Source organism: Streptomyces sp. AB3(2024), from assembly GCF_041862025.1.
In the GTDB taxonomy this organism is placed as follows: Bacteria; Actinomycetota; Actinomycetes; order Streptomycetales; family Streptomycetaceae; genus Streptomyces.
In genome coordinates, this window is record NZ_JBGWAB010000044.1 from 1 (window position 1) to 17,803 (window position 17,803).

Genomic DNA, 17,803 nt, shown 5'->3' on the forward strand with positions numbered 1-17,803 from the left:
GCGACCACCCCACCCGCTGCCCTCGTGCCCCTCCAGGCTCGGGTCCTCGCCCAGAGCAGCGATCCCGAAAGCAAGATCGAGACAACGTGTTAATGATCTGCAAGCCCTTAGCCTTTGGTCTGGGGAGCCTGCAGGAGCTGAGGTTCCTGGATGCCGGCATGATGAACCGCAACTGGCGTCTGACCAGCGATGCGGGGGTGTTCGCCCTGAAGCAGCTGCAGGACGTCCCAGCGGCGAAGGCACGCCGGAGCCTGGAGACCCTGACGCCCCTCGCGGAGGCGGGGCTGCCGGTGTGCGCGCCCCGCCCCACGGAATCGGGTGAGGTCCTGGCATCGATCGGTGCCCACACGTACTGCCTGCTGCCGTGGATCGAAGGGACGCATCGGAGGGCCCTTGACCTGACGGCCGCCGAGGTTCGGGTTCTGGGCGCGCTGGTCGGAGAGATGCACCGGGCGCTGGCGGACTCGGGCTTGCCGGAGCCTGGGGCGGTGCCCCGGGCCAAGGTGGTGGCGCCGCAGGCGGCAGTGGCCGAGGCCGACCAGTTCCTGGCCACGATCAGCGCGCTGTCGGTCCGAACGCCGTTCGACGAGTTCACCAGTGAGGCTCTGCGCCGGCGTAAGGACCTGATCACCCGGTTCGCCGAGGCTCGCCCGGCGACAGAGGTGCCGCTGGGGCCGGTGGGCTGGACCCATGGTGACCTGCAGCCGTTGAACATCCTGTGGGACCGCGGCGAGGTTGCGGCGGTGCTGGACTGGGACCGTCTCGGGGTGAGGCCCTACGCCGAGGAGGTGGTCCGTACGGCGCAGGTGTGGTTCACCCTGCCCGAGGGCCGGCTCGACCTGGAGCGCGTGGGCGCCTTCGTGGCCGGTTACCGCGGCATGGTGCCCTTGGACGACGCGGCTCTGGAAGACGCGGAGGCCCGGCTGTGGTGGAAGCGCGCGAGCGACTTCTGGCAGCTGCAGTGGCACTACGACAAGCACGACCACGGCCCGGACGAGCTGTGGATCACCGGGGAACGCCTGCTGGCCTGGTGGACCGATGAGCGGGCGCAGGTTCGCGCATCGATCACCGCCGGCGGGTAGGCGGACCACCGGGCAGTAGCCCTTCGGCGGCGAGTCTCGGCAGGAGCGGATACAGGCACTACTGTGCCCGCCGCCGGTCCCGCCGACCGAGCGTGCGGAGGCGGTCGTCGTCGAGAGCCTGGATCATCTCGATCCAGGGCTGCTCTTCCTCGACGGGCGGGCAGCGGGCTTCGTCGCCTATTGCTTCCGGGATCCCACCGCGCGCCGAGCCGACGGCCGGCAGGTCGTGCAGGGCGGTTTCGACGATGGCGAGGGGGAAGGCGTCCTACACCAAGGAAGGCACCAGCAGCAGCCTGTGGACGGTGTAAAGGGTGCCCATGTCGTATGTCCGTGGCATGTAAGTCACGGTCGGGTACGGAGGGAAGTCTTCCGCGGTGTCCCACCAGCCTGTGACTAGGGTGAAGTGTGCCGCTCAGGCAGCCTCTTGATCAGCCGGTGGAGGAGAGCTGCCCCGTTCTGCGGAATAGGGTTGACCATGAGGATGTCCCCGGTCCTCTCCTGCCAGCCCTGCGGGCTGGGCGGCGCGAAGGGCGGGGGGAGGAGCGCGGCATGCCGCCCGGCGGGCGTGCGGCGGCCAGCACGGTGCTGAGGCTTCACCGGCCTAGGGAAGCTGTGATGTGGCGGGGCGGAAGGAGATGGCCTGGATACCCAGGAAGACCACCGGATGCACCGTCACCATTCTCCGAGATGCGGCGCATCGGCCCCTTCCGTAGTCGCGTTGATTCATCGGGTCGCAGCCTATGCGGCGATCAGTTCCTTCGTCGTGCGCAGGCGCACGCTGCATAGGCGCCTGCTCACCCAGGGCTTCCTCGCTGGCGGTCAGAGCCTCCGCAGCCATCGCCAGTGCTTCCTGCCTGCGTCCGGCTGCGATCCTCTGCCAAGGAGCGGCGCAAAAGGCGTTGGATATCTGGGTTGGCCGCCAGTGGCCGGGCGGTCTCAGAAGGTTGTGCGGGTGTCGCTGCGGGCGTCGCCGACTGGGATCTGCTCGTCGTAGAGCCCAGCGCGAGCTAAGCGGCGCCATGGGCGGGCGTAGCGAAGGGCGACGTCGATGGCCTTCTCCTGCGAGTCGAGGTCGATGTCCGCGACTGCCAGGGCTGGACGTCCGTCTGCGGGGCAGCGCGCCAGCCACCGTCCCCCGGGCCCCACGATCCCGGACGGCACCGTAGCGCTGAACTGCGCCGGGACGGAGTAGCCCAGCCAGTAGTTGTAGAGCGTTCCGTACGCCTGGGCGACGCGGGCCCGGGGCGCGTCGTCGACCATCACCGACAGCAGGACGCAGTCGACGTCCAGGCGTTCGTACTCGGCGAACACCTCGGGGAAGTTAGCCTCGATGCACAGCGCGAAACCGAACCGGATGCCATCCACCTCGAAGACGAGCGGCTGCTGCCCGGGGGAGTACAGGTAGGAGACCTCGGTGTCCGAAAGGAACCGCTTGTCGTACCGTGCGACCAGCCGGCCGCGGTCGGAGACGATGTAGAGGCTGTTGTGCGGCCGGTGCGGCGGCGTCAGCGGGTGAATCGACCCGAACACCGTCCACAGGCCGAGCTGCCCCGCCAGCGTGGCGATCGACTCCGCTTCCTTGAGTAGGACATCCCACGCGGCACGGCTCCAGTCGGCCGGGACCAGCTCGCCGGCCGCTCCGGCCGCCATCACGTGCTTGCTCGGGTAGACGATCGCCCCCTCGGGGAACTGCACCAGCCGCGCACCTGCCCCGGCGGCCTCGACCATCAGAGCCCGGATCTCCTCCCCGGCCGCCCGCAGCGCTCCTCGCTCAGTGGGGTCCTCCGGCACCGTGCTCTGCGCGACCGCCAACCGCAATGTCCTCGCCACGCCGTGGACGGTACGGCACGCCCAGATCCACGGCCAGACCCCCGGCGGACCCAGGCCATCCCTGGCCGGATGCAAGCAGTCAACTGTTCGACGGCGCGACCTCTCGGCCCCGGCGAAGCCGGAACCCGGCCCGCTGGACCGACGTAGCCGCCGCGCTCTCGACCGCCAGGAACCTCACCGCCGGACGCATGGAAGTCCTCGACCGCCGCGACGGCCTGCGGATCGTCAACGACGCGTTCAACGCGAACCCCGAATCGATGGCGGTAGCCCTCTCCGCCCTGTCCGCGATGGCCGGCGGCCGACGCACGGTCGCGGTCCTGGGCGAGATGAAGGAACTGGGCGAGGAGGCGATCTGGCCGACGGTGAGCCTTCGCCGGCGCGTGTCGGCGGACACAGCCGTAGGGGTCACGGTGATCCGCTGACGATCAGCGCCCCGTCACCCGCCCGCCGGGTCTCCCGGACCTCCAGCTCAGGAGACGAATAGAGCAGGGCGCCGCCAACGTAGAGGTTGTACTGGTACCGCTTGCTCCACTCCAGGTCGCGCCGCTGCTGCGGGTCGGCGTCGGGCAGCGTGAGTTCGACCAGGCCGCAGCCGTCGCGCAGGACGCCTTGGGACGTGATGCGCCCAGTGATCGTCACGGAGGCGGCCTCGGTGGTGATTTGGACCGCGTCACCGGTCAGCGGACGGGTCCCGGGAAAGGCGGCCATACGTCACCCCCACTTCAGGTTGTCCACGATGCGCTCGGCGGCACTGGCGCCGTGATCCCGGTCGTAGCGGTCGGTGTCCAGCATGGAGCCAGTGATCGAGACGTACAGCGGGCGCCCCTGAAGGTAGTTGATGAACAGATTGCCGAAGATGTCGGCATACGGCAGGTCCGAGGGCGGCGCCTGCCGTACAGAGATCGTTGGAACCTCATCGAGCAGCCGCCGTACCTCGGCAGCATTCAGCTGTCCATCACTGCCATCGACCCCCACGCCCAGCCCGACTGGCCGGGCGTGGTTGTACAGGGCGGCAACAACGGCGGCAGGTTCCAGTCCCGTTATGTCGATGGTGGCCATAGGGGGAGTCTGCCACTGGACTGACGAACGGGCTGCCGGTTCGTTCGATCAGACCGGCCGACACGGGACCGATGACGCGAGCCGGGCGAGAGCCGGTCAGGCGGCGATCGTCTCGTGGGCTTTGCGTAGTCGTGCCGTGCACGGGGCGTGCGGCCCCAGGGCTCGCTCGCCGGCAGCCAGGTTTTCCTCCGCCAAGGCAAGGGCTTCGGTCGTGCGGCCGGCGGCGTACAGGGTGAGCGCGAGGTCGGACCGCAGGAGCAGGGTGTGCGGGTACTCAGGGCCCAGCTGCTCCTCGCGCATGACGAGTGTTTCGCGGGCCACTCGCTCGGCTTCCTCGTACTGGCCGTTCTTGCGGAGGGCGGTGACGAGGAGGTTGCGGGCGGAGGCGGCGTGGGTGGAACCGTCCAGGGCCATGACGACGGCACGGGCCAGTGTGTCCGCGTGCGCGTTGCCTGATTTCACCTTCAGCCAGGCACTCGCCAGCAGGGCACCGCGGGTGACGTCGTGGCCGGCTCCGAGCGCGCTCTGGCCGAGGCGAACTGCCTCGCGGGCTAGGGCGTCCGTCTCGATCCAGCGGCCCTGCTCGCCAGGATGCGGGCGCCGCGCCGGATCTGGCGTAAGAGCTGTCCCCCAGGCTCGGTGGGGCATAGCAGGCGACCTGGGGAAAGGGCCCGTGCCTCCGCGCGGGTGGATGGAAGTCACGGGCCCCATCTCGTGTCTGGGGGAGCAGTCCCCAAGGCTATTCGTCGTCCTCGTCCTCGGGTTCGGATTCCCTTACGAACCAGAGGTCGAGGGTGTACTGCTCAGCCGTGGAGCACTGTTTCCAGGCTGCTCCGATCTGTTCCGCGCCCCATTGCTCATCGACAGCGCGCTGGAGGCACGTGTTGTAGTAGGAGGCCGTGGCTTCTCGTCCCCTCCATGTCGCGTGCCCGTCGTAGACGCCGGGTCGGGGCAGGTCCATCATGCCCGCCGGCCCGAAGGTGAGCTGGTTGACGACAAGTTGGCCCGTCTCCGATTCCAGGGAGACAGGGACCGTGCCCTCAGCGTCTTCCAGGGGCTTCTGGGGGGTATCCCAGACCCTGATGGTGACCTGCACTTCGATGTCGGGTTGAAGGCTGTGCAGGTAGAGGTGATAGCCGTTCCCGGCGACTACCTGGGTCCTCGACTGCTGCAACGCCTCGTCGTCGCCAAGGTAGGCCTCAGAGTCGTAGACCTCCACAGTCCTGCGGTCCGGTCGGGCGGTGGTGGTGTACTCGGTGATGAGGGACACGGGGGCTCCGTCACTGCTCAGGGAGTGATTTTCACGTAGAACGCGTCTCCGTCGAGGACGCGGTTCAGGGTGAACATGTCGTTGAGGCGGCGGCCGCCTGTCTCGTTGTCGGTTCCCTCGATGAGCCGGGCGGAGAATCGTTTACCCGGGGCGGCGGCGCCTTCCTTCGTCGAGGCGAAGGGGTACTCGTCGCATTGGAGCTTCGTCCCGCTGTAGTCGCCCCAGACATCGTTGCATGTGGCGATCGCGTTCGCGCGGTTCTTCTTCTGCTCCTCCTTGTCGATGAGGCGGTGCAGAGGTTCCGTGGCTCCGGGCACGGTCTTACCGGCCCAGGAGGGGAAGGTGCGCTCGGGAAGCTGCTGGGCGTCGAGGATGTGTCTGGCGCTCTGGTCGACGGCAGGGTCTTTCAGGCTCATCACGAGTTCGACGCGGGCTTCGGTGAAGACGGTGCCCTTGTGCTTGCCGGCGGTCGGCCCGGCGTAGTCGAAGCGGACGCTGGAGTAGGCCATGACGGGATCCGTCCAGGGCACCGCGGTAGGTGAGGACACCCGCATGTCCAGGGTGATCATCCCGGTGACGACCTGGGTGTTGGCGGGGTCGAGTTTGCCGGTGTCGGGCGAGGTGTAGTTGAGCTGCCAGAAGGGTTTCGTGGTCCACTGCGCGATGTTCTCGCTGCGGGTGGTGACGGCCGGTTTGGTCATCTGGGGGTTGGGGCCGCTGGCCGAGGCGTTGATCGTGTGGCTGAAGTTCTGGTCGATCTTCCACGTCGCCGGATTCTCGCCGGCAACCGCCTTGGTACGGATGTTCTCGATACTGCTGGTGTAGTCGACACGGCGGGATCCGTCGTAGGAGAAACCGAGGATCCACAGGTCGAACCAGAGTTCGCCCCTCAGGCGGCGCTCCTTGTCCATGAGCTTGAGGTAGACGGGCTGGTGCACGCACGTTTCGAAGCGGCTCTTGACCCAGCCCTTGCGGGTCTTCGCCTCCGGATGGGCGGCGCACTCGGTGCGCAGGTCCTTCTCCTGCTGGCCGACTGCGGCCGTGGCATTCGGACCACCATGCGGAATCGTTTCTGCATTGGCTGGACCAGCTGTTCCGAGGCCGGCTGCGAGCATGAGCACGGTGGACAGGACCATCGTCGCGGTTCGGCGCCGGCGGGGTCGGCCGGGCAGGGGCGGGCGACCGTCAGGCACGGAAGGCTCCTCGGCTATGGGTGGGGCGGTCACGGCGGTGGTGGTCAGGAGCGGCACAGCTGCCCCCAACAGGCATCCAGGAGCTGGCCGGTGCTGGCCGAGTAGGTGGCGCGGAAGCCCTGGAAGGTCAGACCACGCTGCTCCAGTCCGTGGTTCGGTGCCGATGACTCCACGGTCACCACGGCGGTGTCGGCGGCGGCCGGTGACTGCGAGCTGAGGCCGAACGTGGCTGTGGCGCCGGGGGCTCGGGTTCCTGTGGTGACGCGCAGGGTGTTCTGAGCAACTCCGAAGGACGCCGCAGCGCTGGCGCCGATGTCAGCAACTTCCCCCGGGGCGCTGTCCGCGCGCGCGGAGGAGCGGGGGGCGCTCCGGAGCGCGGCGGCGTTACAGACCTTGGCGGTCTGCACGCATGCGGACAGGCCAGGGACGGAGGTCAGGCAGGCGTCAGGGTCGGTTGCCAGGCACCGCGACAGTGCCTTCTGGTCGACGCCGTTGAGCGTTCCTGTCGCCCGGGGAGGCAGCGGGCTCGCCTGCGAGGTGGTGGTGCCGGGTTTGCTCACGGTCCACTGAGTGAACTTCGTGGCGTCCGTCAGCTTCGCATTGAAGCAGTACGGGGCGGTGTAGACGGCCGTCGGGTCGGAGGGCAGTCCCTTCGACTGTCCGCAGATTCCCAGCGTGGTGACCTGGGCGGTGTCCGCGGTCGCGGCGCGGGACCAGGCTTTGTTCTCCGCCATGAACTGGACCCGGTTGGCGATCTCCGGAACGGTGACGTGCTGTGGTCCCATGACCTCCAGACCTATGTCGATCCGGTTGGAGTTCCCGCGTGGGACCTTGAGCTGGTCGGTGGTGCTGCCGACCCAGTTGAAGTCGTACAGCACGTCCCACTGGTCACCACTGGCCTGGCGGACCGTCATGTAGGTGTGGTTCATGTTGTCCGCGACCGCCGGGTTGATTCCGGCCGTGATGGCCTTCGTCTTGCCCCCGCTGTTGCCCAGCTCGGTCCATCGCGGCCCGTACGTGCTGGCCGTCGGACCGGTCTTCTCGGCGTAGAGACCGACCTCGATGGAGTTGGCGAACATCCCCCCTTCGGTGTTGGGGACCATCCGCAGGTAGTTCGACGCCTGCGCAGACCCGGCGTCCCCGCCGCTGCCGAAGGTAATGGGTACGTTCCGCCAGGTCCCGAACGCACCGATCACCGGCTGACCGGGCTGGGTGCATGCCACCGCCCAGAAGAAGATACGGGCCTGATGGGTCTCGTTACAGCTCTGCACCGGTGCGCTGGCGCTGGCAGGCGATGCCGCCGCCAGTGGCAGAAGCACGGCCGACGTCACCGCCGACAGAGCCGCGAGCAGCCTTCCCCGTAAATGCAAGATTCCCCCTACTTAAACATGATCATTTAGATGACCAGGCGAACCTATCGAATCGATGCATGCAGCAACCGGTCTGTCGCCGGATTGACCGGAACCGGAGGAAGGCTGGCTCAACCACCGCCCCGGGACTCCTCGGAGACCGTTTGCGGGCAGACAGTGGTTGCCAGGCGGGAGCTCAGCCGGCGCCGCCAATCATGGCGACGAGTTCTGGCGGGCGGGCCCGGCGATGGCGTCCCGGAGTGGGTGGGTTACTTCGACGCGGCCGAGCACGCTGACGCCCGCGCGGTCTCCACGCGCGACCTCGCCGGACTGTGCCGTGGCAGGCGTCGTCCGCGAGCATCCGCTTCGAGGGCGCGCTGAAGCTGGTTGGGTGGGGCGGAGGCGAGTGTGCTCACCCTGCTCCGTTCGTTGCATCCCGGGCGCCCGGGATGTAGGCGGCAGGGCTGCCGGGACCCTCCGGGAACTACTACGGAGGCCGCCCTCGCGGACGCCTGGAGGCCAACCCGGTCATCCGGCTGCGGGAGATCCAGCGAGTCCTCAACTTCGCCGGTGCCATTCTCGGCGGCCACACCACCGCCACCACGCCGTCCTCTGCGCCCTGGGATCCGATGCCCACCATCGCCTACGACGGCGGGGCCGTCATGCTCTCCCCCCGAGCTGGCCGGGTTCACCGACACCCGGTTCGGTGACTTCACCACTGGCAACGTGCTCAAGGACGGCCTGGACGTCCTCGTGGCCGAGGCCGAGGAACGCCCCCTGGATCCCCGAGTTCTGGCATGGCGTGGATGCCTGCCGCGCCACATGCCCCGCCTTCGCCTTCTGCGGGGGCGCCCACGCGGCGAACCGGTACTTCGAGCACGACGGCCGGTTCGACGGGACCAGGACCCGGTGCTGCACCACTGCCAAGATCGCCCTACTCGAAAAAGTCAGCCGCAATTCTCGCCAACTGCGAGCGGCTTCCCAGGGGCAGTCCCTCGGGCGTTAACGCAGGTAGTCCGCCTCTGGCGGACAGCGAGTCGGCGTCGGCCGCACCAGGCAGGCGGCGTGAGCTGGTGCCGCATGAGGTGAGAAATCTCAAGGTCACAGCGCCGTACGGAGAACATCCCGCCGCACGCGGGGGCGGTGGTGCCCCTCTGGCCGGTTTGTCGTCGCTGTGTGCCGATCATCGTGATGATCCATCAGTTTTTGTCAGTGGCCGCTGATACACCCATGTCCAGGAGGGCAGCCTCATCAGGTTGCCAGGTCAGAGGAGGGGGAACGGCATGCCGCCGGAGGGGTTCCACGTCGTCCGTCAGCACATCCGCCGCAATCCGAGGGGGTCGCGCGGGAAGAAGTTGGGCGGCTGGACGATCGCCGGTATCGCCGCCTTCGTCTGGCTGTGGGGGCAGGTCTTCGGGTTCGGCGAGGCCGAGGCGGACAAGCCGGCCTCCCCCGCGCCGTCGGTGTCCGCTTCACCGAACCGGTGAAGGGAGGAATCCGGCTGCGGCTGCGCAGGCCCCGCGGTAGCCGCGAGCAGATGGCAGCCGCCCTCGTCGCCGTGGCGGTCGTGACCATGCTGGCCAAGGTGGTCGGCGCGGTGTGGGATGCGGCGGTTCGCGGGTGGCCCGTCGCTGCCGTGCTGGCCGCCGCGGGCCTGGCCGGTCTCGGCTGGCAGCAACTCCGAGCCGTACGCCGCCGGCGGGCGCAGGCCGAACTGCTCGCAGTGCTGCAGATTCCGCTCGCTCGGATCGACGCGCTCAATGATTCAGAGTTCGAGTTCGCGCTGCGGGACCTGTTGATCCGCGACGGGTGGTCGGCACGGCAGGTCGGCCAGAAGGGCGACCAGGCCGCCGACGTCATCGGCCGGCATGGCCAGCGGGGCCGGATCGTGCTGCAGGCCAAGCACACCACGGTCGGCGGCAAGGTCGACTCCAAGGTGATGTACCAGGTCAAGGGGACCGCCGGGCCCGTCCACGGTGCCGATGTCGCGGTCGTGGTCACCAACGGCGGCTTCACCCGTGACGCCAGGTCGTGGGGCGATCAGCACCAGGTCCACTGGGTCGACCGCGAACGGCTGCGGCAGTGGGCTGAAGACGGCGTCCCGCTCCACGACCTGCTGCGGCTGCCCGTCCGCCGACCGCGCAGGACAGGAGCGCGACGCGCCGCATAGACCCGCCGGAGGCCGGCTGTCGGAGAGACAAAAGAGGAAAGAGGGGGAACGCCGTTGTTCGACGAGGACGGGTCGCTGGACCCGGTACTGAAATTCATCCTCTGGTTCATCCTCGCCGTGGCCATCGCCAAGGTCGCCTGGCAGTGGCTGACCGAGGACGTCTGGCACTGGGTGAGCGTGGACGTATGGGGGTGGGTCAGCGAGGACGTGTGGGGCTGGCTGATCGGGCACCCCTGGTGGTTCTCGCTGATCATCCTGGGCACCCTGGTGTTGCTGTGCTTCGTGGTCTTCTCCGACCGCACCGTCTACGTCGACTACAGCGACGCCGAAGACACGGAGGAGGAGTATGCCACCGCGCCGGTCACCGAGGCGCCCAGTGTCCTGACGTTCCGGATGAAGCAGCTGACCGCGATGAGCGCGGACGGCTTCGAGCAAGCGTGCGCCGACCTGCTGGCCCGGGACGGGTTCGTGCGCGCCCGCCGAGTCGGCGGCTCCGGAGACCTGGGCGCGGACGTCGTGGCCTGGGACCCAGACGACAGGAAAATCGTTGTGCAATGCAAGCAGTACACCACCCCGGTCGCGTCAGGGGCGGTGCAGAAGTTCAATGGCACCGCGGTTCCCGAACACAGCGCGGACGTCGCCGTCATCGTCGCCCTCAACGGCTTCACCAAGCCCGCAACGGACTTCGCCCAGAGGCACAACATCGTCCTCATCGGCCGGCCGGAGCTCAAGCGCTGGGCGCACGGCGAGCACCTGTACGCCGTCGTCGACGAACAGCACTCCCCGGCATAGTCCGCACTGCGAAGCGCGCAGGTTTCAGGGGTCGATCTGCGCGGGGAGGAGACCACCGCGCTCGCCCACCGCGCCAGCCGCGTCCCTCTGGCGGCCGCGGCCTCGCTGCCGCTGCCCGGGGTGAGGCACATCCTGCTGTCCAGGCCAGCGCGCTGAACCGGATACCGGACCGCAGGTCAGCGGTTGCCGGTCCATACGATGCGCTCAGCGAAACCGCCCCGCTCCTGGGCCTTGGCCGCACGGATCTTCTCCAACTGCGCGGGGTCGACGCCGTGGTCGGCAGCGAGCGCATAGGCGACCTCGAGGACGTCGGCGAGCTCCTCGGGAGCGTGGGTCTCGTCCGCCTCCATGTACTCCGAGACTTCTTCGCCGAGCTTCTCGCGGAGCCGCCGCCGGTACTCGACCGGGTCTGCCACGTAGACCTCCGGCTCGGCTCCGTTCGCGCGAATGATCTCAGGAATCAGGTCCCGTACCAGCTTGCCTTCGGTGAGCACATACTCTCCTGCACCAGTTCGTCCATGGCCGGCCACGCGGCCCGGCCCGATGTTGTTCGAGCGTAGAGATGGCGCCTCATCCGCCGCCATCAGAACCAGGAATCCCACCCGAAGTGGTCAGTCCTTCGGGTCCGCGTGACCACTCGTGAGGAGGGGGAGGACACCCCACCGGGCAGCTTGCCGTAGGGCACCGACAACCGTCAGGGCATGTACGGTCCGGCATCGGCGGTGCCGGACCAGACGTGTTGCCCGTCGGGCGCGACAGTCATTCCGAAGTCCCACAGCCCCGGGGAGCCACGTTCCTCCCAGTGCCGGCGCCCGGCGTCGACCTCCGCCAGGAGGTGGCGGGGGCCACCTTCGTACGCCGCCACGGTGCCAGTCTGGTCGGTGGTGGCGGTGGCCCACGAGCTGTCGCCGTCGTGTAGCCGGACGGTGAGGCCTTCCCCCGTGTCCTCGGTCGTGATCCGGATGTCCGGGTGGGACACCCTGAGTGCAAAGACCAGGTGCACGTCGGCGAGCGGCCGCAGGTCTCGTTCGACGCGGACCGTGCGGTCGGGCGGCCCGTCGCCACGGATGGCGTGGTACTCGCGGCCCTGGTCGGTGCCCCGGCTGGGCATGAACATCCCGAGGCCCTGTACCCAGCCGGTCGCTGACTTGCCGTCGTCGGCGACGGTGAGCGCGACGTGCCCGAGGCGGCCCCAGGGGACGACGAGGCGGCCCCCGGGTCTGGTCTGCTCGATCCACGTCCACGGGATCTCGTCTACCGCGTAGGTGGCGATCACCCGGTCGTACGGCGCGGCCGCGGGCCAGCCCGCGTTGCCGTCCCCTGTGTGCACGGCGACGTCGAACCCAGCCGCGGTCAGGCGGGCGCGGGCGGTGTCGGCGAGCTCGGCGTCGACCTCGACGCTGGTGGCCTTTCCGGCGCCGGCGCGGGCGGCTAGTAGTCCGGCGTTCCACCCGGCCCCGGTGCCGACCTCCAACACGCGGTGGCCGGGCTCCAGCATCAGCGAGTCGAGCATGTCCGCGACCACGGCGACGCACGACAGGCTGGAGCTGGGCAGGCCGTCCATGATCTGGGTGATCGCGGAGTCTTCGGGACCGGCGTACACGTGGTCGGCCCACCTGTCAGGGTCGCGACCGCGGTCGACGGGCACGTATTGGTCGCGCCCATTCCACGTCCACAACTGGTCGGGGGCGAAGTCGTGGCGGGGGACCGTGTCCAGGATGGCGCGGCGGACCCACGGGGAGTCCGCCGGCCAAAGGCCCTGGGTGTCCATGGCCTCCGTCAGCTCCCGCTGGCGGTCTTCGAGGTACATGTCGTCGCGCTACTTCCTGCGCTTGCCGGAACCGGAGCCCGGGTTGGATACCTGGCCGTCGGAGTTCCCCGGCGGCGGCTTGCCGCCGGAGAGGGGCGCGTCCGGCTTGGAGTGGCTGCCGCCCCCGCCGCCTCCGTTGTCACTGGGCTTCTTGTCCGCCATGACGTGCTCCCCTCACCTCGGTTGATGGTGCTGGACTTGACCGGAGCGGGCGGCCGCCGCGCAGCCCGCGGGTCTGGTGCTGATGACCACGACACCACATCCGTACATCCTGCGGACCTCGCTGCCCACGTTCGGCATCGCGTATGCAGATTCTGCATACGTAGTGTGCCCACCCGATCACAGCCCCTAGAGTGGGGGCGGCAGACCCAGCGCTTACCGACGGAGGGCGCCGTGAGCACTGACCCGCTCTGGAGCTCCCGCCGCGTCCTCGAGTACGCCGAGAGGCGGCGCGCAGGTTCGCTCATCCGCGTCGGCCGCCAGGCGCGTGGCTGGCGGCAAAGGGACCTCGGCATCCGGCTGGCCTGCTCGCAGTCCACCGTCTCGCGCCTGGAGCAGGACCGGTTCCTCGACCTGCCGCTGCTCAAACAGGCCGCAGCCGAGGTCGGTGTCCCCGTGCCACTCCTGAACGCGTCCTTAGGCCTAAGTTCCCCACCAGCAACTAGAGTTATCGTCGACAGGACATCGGCCGAGGAGGACCCCATGCGCCGCCGCCCCCTCATCACCGCCGCGGCGCTCGCCGTCCCGCTCAGCCTGATGACCCGGATGGAAGCCGCGCTCGCCTCGACACCCGAGCCCAGCGGCGCCCCGGCCCGTACCCTTGACGCCCGCCTGACAGCCGCGCGCGGCCAGTTCGACGCCGCCGCCCATGCCGGACTCCTACGCACGCTGCCGAGCCTGCTCGCCGATGCCCACCAGGCAGCCTCCGAGACCCGCCGAGACCTCGACTACGCACGCCTGTCCTCGGCGTACACCATCGCCTCCCAGCTCCTTAACAAGCTGGGGCAATACAAGCAATCACGGCTGACCGCGGACCGGGCCACGCTGTACGCCGAGGTGTCCGGCTCACCGCTCGCCGCCGCCGCCGCCACCCGCGAACTCGCCGCCGTGCTCCGCCACCAGGGCCAAGAAGCAGCGGCCCAGGGACACATCGAAGCCGCTGTCGCCCGCGTGGAGGCCACCGGCCTCGCCACGGATGCGCAGGCATCCGCCTTCGCGCAGATGCTGTGCAGCACCGCCTACACGGCCGCCATCGCCGGAGACCGTGACCAGGCGCTGGTCATGATCCGGGAAGCCGCACGCGCGGCCCGCGACCTGCCCGACATCGCCCCCGCCGGACGCCTCTTCCCCGTCACCCCGGCGGCCGTCGACCTCTACGCCGTCGGCGTCCACTGGGCCCTCGGCGATGCCGGGACCGCCCTCGAAGCCGGCCGCAAGTTGCACGCCGACCAGTTCCCGACCATCGAGCGCAAGGGCCGCATGCACACCGACCTCGCACGCGCCTGGTGGCAGCGGTCCAAGCCCGAGCAGACGGTCGGCGAACTCCTTGCCGCGGCCCGGCTCGCTCCCGGAGAGGTCCGCGACCGGCCCGCGATCCGGCAGATCGTGGACGACCTCTACGCGAAGCACCCCAGGGTCAGCGGCGTCCGGGAGCTCGTCGCCGTGAGCGTCGCGTAGACGCCCCGCCTGCTCGACACGCTCGCACAGGAAGTCGTTAACGGCTTGGACGCCGCCCGGTGCTCGGGTTCAGGTGATGAGCCCTATCGAAGGCCGAGCGACTTTCGTGGTGCGCGCAGGAACGCCTGGATCTCTGGTGTTCCGGGCGAGTAGCCGTCCGACGTGTCCACGATCAAGGTGGGCGCGTCGAGGCTGATGGGTTCGAACTTCCCCGGGTCGTAGGTGCCTGCATCCATGTCCGCGAGGAGGGCCGTGTCGCCGTGGGCGGCCCGGTGGCTGTCGGCCTCGGCCCGATTCGCGATGCGCTCGACAATCGTCGAGGTGGCCGTGGTGCAACGGATGATCCGCAGGTCTGCAAAGCCCATGAGGGATTCCAGACCAGGGCGCCAGAGCCGGTCCTGGAAGGCCGCCTCAATGACGAGGGTCACCCTTGCCTGGACGAGGACGGTGATCACGTTGAAGAAGGCTTCCAACGTCGCGATGTTGAGGGGATCGTCTCCGTTGGCCTGGTGATTCGGCACATTCATCACCATGCCCTGCTTGATCTCGTCGCGAATGATGGCCGGGCAGCCAAGCTCCTGGGCAAGGGCGCGGGCGAGCGTCGTCTTCCCCGTCCCAGGTGGACCAGTGACGACGGCGACAAGGGCGATGCGGCTTTGCACGGGCAGCACTCCGAGTAGTGGGAATCGCGACGAGTCAGGACGGAGGCCAGGGGGCGCTCCGCTGATTGCTGAGCCGGAAGGCGATGCACCCAGCATCTCTTACTCGGCCACGTGGATACGGGCCAACGTCAGAGTGAAGGCCGTTCCGTCTGGGAGTCGCCCAGGCTGTCACTATGCCCCCGCCGCCCAGCGGGCGATCCGATCCAGAGCGGATCTCGCGCGCCCGCGTTCGGGTTGCCGCAGCCGGTCGATGCCGAAGGTCAGGAACTGCGGTCGTCTTCGACGCTCACGTCGTCGGGCCACGTAGCGTGCTCGACGAAGTACGCCACGGCACGGCCGGCAGCTTCGAACGTGACGGTATCCCGGTCGGCGTAGACGTCGACCTGCCCATTGGCCAGCTGATAGCCGCCAGAGCTGCCGCTTCCCCGCGGATCGACGAGGTGTTCCGCTCGGTCGGCTTCATCATCCAGAAGGCCGACCATCGCGCGCTCGCCGTTGGTGACCACGGCCAGGTTGGCGGCTCGCCCATCCTCGAACCACGTCTCCTGGGTTCCCCAATCCAGACGGTGGCGGAGCAACTGGCCTGCATCCTCGCCGGAGTACTCGAATCCGGGAGAGCCCAGCAGATGCCAGCGCCGTGAAGTAGCCACCGAGAAGTCTCCAATCCGTGACCCGACGACGGTGAGCCGGGTGGGCAGTCATAGGTCGAACCCGGGCCTGACAAGCTCAAAGACCAGTTTCACATCCGAGAGCAGGACCTCCCCATGCCACTGTCGTCGAGTCGGCCAGTGCCCGTGGCCGCAAGGGAAGATTTCGGACAGGTCGACACACGGACGGCTGTTCCGAGAGCTGGCTGAGCCCTTACGGATTAGCCCGGACGTCCAGCCGGCCTGGTCCGCGCCTCCGCCGCCTGCGGGAACAGCGTCACGTCCAACTCCAGCTCGTCAGCCAGCCACATCACCGGCTCACCCGCCTCCCGCCATGCCACCCCCTGGTACCACTCCGGCATAACGACGTCCCGCAAGACCGCAGCGGCCTCGATACAGTTCCAGCCCTGCTCACCGATCCGGTCGAAGCCCCGGCGTTCGATCCGAACCCACGCCCCCCGTCCGTACGGGCCCTGAGAGAGCGGCGCTTACGCACCACGTTGACCGGGTCCAGGCGGACGTCCAAGCCCTGCTCCACAGGGCCGAGGACCGAATCGACCACGTGGCGGCGAAGATCCACTGGTGTCGGCCGGCACAGAATTGACCATCAGACCTCCTCGGTGAACCCACGACCGTGCAAGGGTTCAGGCTGCGGTGGTGGGGAGCTCGGTGCGTGTGCGCCGGATGAGGTCGGCTACCTCGGGGCGGGTCTTCCAGCGTGCGAGGGCGCGGGTGACGTCGTGGAGGTAGCTGTGGGCGCGGGTGGAGTGGACGTTGCTGAGGATCCGGAGTGAGATATTCGCGGCGACGAGGCCGCGCTCGAGTTCGCGGGCCTGGAGGTGGCTGGCGGCCAGAACGGCCATGCGGATGCCAGTGGCTCGGGTGAAGCGGTCAGCTGGCATGGGCTTGGCCTGTGAGTTCCAGGCGAAGGCCCCCTTGGGGTCTGCGAGGTCGCGGTGTACCTCGGTTGCGTCAGCGGCGAGCCGGGCGTGGGTCATGTAGGCGAGCTGCTCCGGGTCGTGGCTGCCCGGTCGGATGGAGTCGAGTAGCTCTTCGGTCCGGCCGAGCGCGGCCTTCGCGGCCTGGGCGTTTCCGGTGCGGCCGTGGGCGCGGGCTTCGGCCAGCTTTGCGAAGGCGAGAACGCGGGGTGCGGCGTGGCCGAGGCCGCGTTCGTAGGCACCTTCGGCCATGTCCGCTGCTTGTTCGGGGTTGCCGCGAAGGAAGGCCTGCAGGGCCATGGTGGCCATCACGTAGCAGCCGCTCTCCACGTTGCCCGCGGCCCGCGCAAGGTGCAGGGCATGGATGAAGTGGCGCTGGGCGGTGTCGTGGTGGCCGGTGTCGACTGCTGACCAGCCCACGACCCGGGACAGCTCGGCGGTCGCCGCGAACAGCTCGCGCCCGATGTTCTCGGTGTAGGTGCGGGTCAGTAGCGGCGCGGCGTTGAGGCGGAGGCATTTGGTGACGGAGTCGGCCTTCCAGTTTCCGCCGCCGTAGCGGGAGTCCCACAGGCGGGCCTCATCGGCGGCCCTCCACAGTTCGTCGAGGTCGCTCCGGCCGACCTGCCGTCCGCCCTCGTGGGAGACGGGAGCGTCGGTCGGCTTGGTCAGCCAGCGGGTGGCGGGGGTGGCTAAGGCGGCGATGGCGAAGCCGTTGCTGATGAGCTGGCGGCGGGAGCGGTCCACGGTTCTCCAGTAGGTCGCGGGGACGCGGATGGTACTGACGGGGTCGCGGGCGAATTCCAACCCCATGTCAGGGTTTCCACCGGACCTGCTGTACATGCCGATCTCGTTTCCGTTCGCGGGTTTGTCGAGGCGGTCGCTAAAGCGGCGGCCACGAACTCGGGTACACGGCGGCGCGGGATCAGGGCTGAAACCCATCTGGCGAGGCTGGTGCTCATGGGGGTGATAAGGCCGCACGGACCCGCGGCCGCGCCGTGCCACGGGCAGGTGAACCTCACGGCGGGGGCGTAACCCGGGCGACCTGGAAGCTGCCTTGTCGTGCATGAGAGCTCATGTGCCGGACGAGGCTGGGGTGGTGGCGGTGGAAGTCCTGGCCACTGACGAGGAGATGCTGCAGCAGGTCACGGCCGGGCTGGCAGGCCGGGCTTTGGGCGACCTCCGGCGTCGCCCCGTTGTCAGCCGGGTACCCGGTCAGCTGGGGGTCAGTGGGCGTCTGTACCTCGATGTGCGGCGGCCGGTGGGCCGACGCCGGGAACTGCCTGCAGAGTGGGTGCGGTTCGTATCTCCGCTGTGGGGTGGCCGG

General features: G+C 68.8%; 19 protein-coding genes. 6 read left to right on the forward strand and 13 right to left on the reverse strand.

What is annotated here, in order from left to right; all coding sequences use genetic code 11:
• The first annotated feature begins 92 nt into the window (after positions 1–92).
• Positions 93–1,082, forward strand: a complete 990-nt coding sequence (locus ACEPPI_RS18890; RefSeq protein WP_373916392.1) for a phosphotransferase — start codon at positions 93–95, stop codon at positions 1,080–1,082.
• 936 nt (positions 1,083–2,018) lie between these two features.
• On the opposite strand, the gene ACEPPI_RS18895 is transcribed toward ACEPPI_RS18890, so the two are convergent.
• A complete protein-coding gene (locus ACEPPI_RS18895) occupies positions 2,019–2,912 on the reverse strand; it encodes a carbon-nitrogen hydrolase family protein (RefSeq protein WP_373916393.1) in 894 nt (297 codons plus the stop codon).
• Positions 2,913–3,100: 188 nt separating this feature from the next.
• On the opposite strand from ACEPPI_RS18895, the gene ACEPPI_RS18900 reads away from it, so the two are divergent.
• Positions 3,101–3,334, forward strand: a complete 234-nt coding sequence (locus ACEPPI_RS18900; protein WP_373916394.1) for a glutamate ligase domain-containing protein — start codon at positions 3,101–3,103, stop codon at positions 3,332–3,334.
• On the opposite strand, the gene ACEPPI_RS18905 is transcribed toward ACEPPI_RS18900, so the two are convergent.
• The 6 genes from ACEPPI_RS18905 to ACEPPI_RS18930 all read right to left on the reverse strand — a co-directional run bounded on the left by ACEPPI_RS18905 (position 3,318) and on the right by ACEPPI_RS18930 (position 7,657).
• A complete protein-coding gene (locus tag ACEPPI_RS18905; protein ID WP_373916395.1) occupies positions 3,318–3,620 on the reverse strand; it encodes a hypothetical protein in 303 nt (100 codons plus the stop codon). The two genes, ACEPPI_RS18900 and ACEPPI_RS18905, sit on opposite strands and share 17 nt — an antisense overlap.
• A 3-nt stretch (positions 3,621–3,623) precedes the next feature.
• Complete coding sequence (locus tag ACEPPI_RS18910) at positions 3,624–3,971, reverse strand: hypothetical protein (RefSeq protein ID WP_373916396.1); 348 nt, start codon at positions 3,969–3,971, stop codon at positions 3,624–3,626.
• A 96-nt stretch (positions 3,972–4,067) separates the two neighbouring features.
• A complete protein-coding gene (locus ACEPPI_RS18915; RefSeq protein ID WP_373916397.1) occupies positions 4,068–4,619 on the reverse strand; it encodes a tetratricopeptide repeat protein in 552 nt (183 codons plus the stop codon).
• A 91-nt stretch (positions 4,620–4,710) separates the two neighbouring features.
• Positions 4,711–5,241, reverse strand: a complete 531-nt coding sequence (locus ACEPPI_RS18920) for a hypothetical protein (protein WP_373916398.1) — start codon at positions 5,239–5,241, stop codon at positions 4,711–4,713.
• A 17-nt stretch (positions 5,242–5,258) separates the two neighbouring features.
• Complete coding sequence (locus ACEPPI_RS18925) at positions 5,259–6,434, reverse strand: NucA/NucB deoxyribonuclease domain-containing protein (RefSeq protein ID WP_373916399.1); 1,176 nt, start codon at positions 6,432–6,434, stop codon at positions 5,259–5,261.
• Between the two features lie 44 nt (positions 6,435–6,478).
• Positions 6,479–7,657, reverse strand: a complete 1,179-nt coding sequence (locus tag ACEPPI_RS18930) for a hypothetical protein (protein ID WP_373916400.1) — start codon at positions 7,655–7,657, stop codon at positions 6,479–6,481.
• 1,409 nt (positions 7,658–9,066) lie between these two features.
• Here ACEPPI_RS18930 and ACEPPI_RS18935 point away from each other — a divergent pair.
• The 3 genes from ACEPPI_RS18935 to ACEPPI_RS18945 are packed head-to-tail and all read left to right on the forward strand — an operon-like array spanning position 9,067 to position 10,745.
• On the forward strand, positions 9,067–9,270 hold the full coding sequence (locus ACEPPI_RS18935; protein ID WP_373916401.1) for a hypothetical protein: 204 nt from the start codon (positions 9,067–9,069) through the stop codon (positions 9,268–9,270).
• 50 nt (positions 9,271–9,320) lie between these two features.
• Complete coding sequence (locus ACEPPI_RS18940) at positions 9,321–9,953, forward strand: restriction endonuclease (RefSeq protein ID WP_373916441.1); 633 nt, start codon at positions 9,321–9,323, stop codon at positions 9,951–9,953.
• Positions 9,954–10,007: 54 nt separating this feature from the next.
• Entirely contained in the window at positions 10,008–10,745 is a 738-nt protein-coding gene (locus ACEPPI_RS18945; RefSeq protein ID WP_373916402.1) for a restriction endonuclease, read from the forward strand.
• A 176-nt stretch (positions 10,746–10,921) separates the two neighbouring features.
• Here ACEPPI_RS18945 and ACEPPI_RS18950 read toward each other — a convergent pair whose 3' ends face one another.
• The 3 genes from ACEPPI_RS18950 to ACEPPI_RS18960 form a co-directional block, all read right to left on the reverse strand.
• Positions 10,922–11,239 (reverse strand): hypothetical protein, encoded by a 318-nt coding sequence (locus ACEPPI_RS18950; protein WP_373916403.1) that lies wholly within the window; start codon positions 11,237–11,239, stop codon positions 10,922–10,924.
• A gap of 200 nt (positions 11,240–11,439) precedes the next feature.
• Positions 11,440–12,555 (reverse strand): methyltransferase domain-containing protein, encoded by a 1,116-nt coding sequence (locus ACEPPI_RS18955; protein ID WP_373916404.1) that lies wholly within the window; start codon positions 12,553–12,555, stop codon positions 11,440–11,442.
• A 9-nt stretch (positions 12,556–12,564) separates the two neighbouring features.
• Positions 12,565–12,717, reverse strand: a complete 153-nt coding sequence (locus ACEPPI_RS18960; RefSeq protein WP_373916405.1) for a hypothetical protein — start codon at positions 12,715–12,717, stop codon at positions 12,565–12,567.
• 231 nt (positions 12,718–12,948) lie between these two features.
• On the opposite strand from ACEPPI_RS18960, the gene ACEPPI_RS18965 reads away from it, so the two are divergent.
• Positions 12,949–14,232 carry a multiprotein-bridging factor 1 family protein gene (locus ACEPPI_RS18965; protein WP_373916406.1) on the forward strand — a complete coding sequence of 428 codons (1,284 nt, stop codon included), beginning with the start codon at positions 12,949–12,951 and terminating at the stop codon, positions 14,230–14,232.
• An 83-nt stretch (positions 14,233–14,315) separates the two neighbouring features.
• On the opposite strand, the gene ACEPPI_RS18970 is transcribed toward ACEPPI_RS18965, so the two are convergent.
• From ACEPPI_RS18970 to ACEPPI_RS18980, 3 genes are all read right to left on the reverse strand, one after another.
• The gene (locus ACEPPI_RS18970; RefSeq protein ID WP_373916407.1) at positions 14,316–14,894 is read right to left on the reverse strand and encodes an AAA family ATPase; all 579 of its coding nucleotides are present in this window, start codon (positions 14,892–14,894) and stop codon (positions 14,316–14,318) included.
• Positions 14,895–15,154: 260 nt separating this feature from the next.
• Positions 15,155–15,544 carry a hypothetical protein gene (locus ACEPPI_RS18975; protein ID WP_373916408.1) on the reverse strand — a complete coding sequence of 130 codons (390 nt, stop codon included), beginning with the start codon at positions 15,542–15,544 and terminating at the stop codon, positions 15,155–15,157.
• A gap of 641 nt (positions 15,545–16,185) precedes the next feature.
• Positions 16,186–17,289 (reverse strand): sporulation protein, encoded by a 1,104-nt coding sequence (locus ACEPPI_RS18980; RefSeq protein ID WP_373916409.1) that lies wholly within the window; start codon positions 17,287–17,289, stop codon positions 16,186–16,188.
• Positions 17,290–17,803: the final 514 nt, after the last annotated feature.

Coding starts and splice junctions, on each gene's coding strand:
- ACEPPI_RS18890 (WP_373916392.1), top strand. CDS start 93: ATGATCTGCAAGCCCTTAGCCTTTGGTCTGGGGAGCCTGCAGGAGCTG.
- ACEPPI_RS18900 (WP_373916394.1), top strand. CDS start 3,101: ATGGAAGTCCTCGACCGCCGCGACGGCCTGCGGATCGTCAACGACGCG.
- ACEPPI_RS18905 (WP_373916395.1), bottom strand. CDS start 3,620: ATGGCCGCCTTTCCCGGGACCCGTCCGCTGACCGGTGACGCGGTCCAA.
- ACEPPI_RS18910 (WP_373916396.1), bottom strand. CDS start 3,971: ATGGCCACCATCGACATAACGGGACTGGAACCTGCCGCCGTTGTTGCC.
- ACEPPI_RS18915 (WP_373916397.1), bottom strand. CDS start 4,619: ATGCCCCACCGAGCCTGGGGGACAGCTCTTACGCCAGATCCGGCGCGG.
- ACEPPI_RS18935 (WP_373916401.1), top strand. CDS start 9,067: ATGCCGCCGGAGGGGTTCCACGTCGTCCGTCAGCACATCCGCCGCAAT.
- ACEPPI_RS18940 (WP_373916441.1), top strand. CDS start 9,321: ATGGCAGCCGCCCTCGTCGCCGTGGCGGTCGTGACCATGCTGGCCAAG.
- ACEPPI_RS18955 (WP_373916404.1), bottom strand. CDS start 12,555: ATGTACCTCGAAGACCGCCAGCGGGAGCTGACGGAGGCCATGGACACC.
- ACEPPI_RS18960 (WP_373916405.1), bottom strand. CDS start 12,717: ATGGCGGACAAGAAGCCCAGTGACAACGGAGGCGGCGGGGGCGGCAGC.
- ACEPPI_RS18980 (WP_373916409.1), bottom strand. CDS start 17,289: ATGGGGTTGGAATTCGCCCGCGACCCCGTCAGTACCATCCGCGTCCCC.